We start from the raw sequence: 490 nt of genomic DNA on the forward strand, positions 1-490 counted from the left end.
CGTCGCCGAAATAGTATTCATCATCGATATGCCAGCAGTTGTTGTCTTCGGGATGGTGGAAGATAAGTGCCTGCACGATGGTTGATCCGCTGTGTGTTGCCTTCTCGCTCTCGCGGAGGATATATGGAATGAGTTTGTAGCGCAGCTTCCACCAGCGCTTCACCATCGGTGCGATGTTGGGATAATGCCATGGCTCACGCTTGTTGGTGCCATGATAGCGGATATGTGAGGAGAACACGCCGAACTGTGTCCAGCGCATATACACATCATCGCGGACAACGGAGTTCATGAAGTTTGGCAACGTATGGAATCCCGGCACGTCGTGGCTCCAGAAGGCAAAGCCGGAGAGTCCGAAATGGAGTCCGCCACGCAGCGAACCGGCGAGTCCCTCCCACGAACTGCAGGAGTCTCCGCCCCAATGCAGCGGATATCTCTGGCATCCTGCCCATGCGGAACGTGCCCACACGATGCCGTCGCCTGTCACCTCCTT

Annotated in this window: 1 protein-coding gene; it reads right to left on the reverse strand. The window is 56.1% G+C overall.

The annotated features are described in order from the left end of the window. On the reverse strand, nt 1-490 hold a 490-nt coding region (locus CIK96_RS10400), incomplete at both ends, for a TIM-barrel domain-containing protein (protein WP_305775590.1).

Origin of the sequence: Prevotella sp. P4-98, assembly GCF_002251405.1 — a bacterium.
In the GTDB taxonomy this organism is placed as follows: Bacteria; Bacteroidota; Bacteroidia; order Bacteroidales; family Bacteroidaceae; genus Prevotella.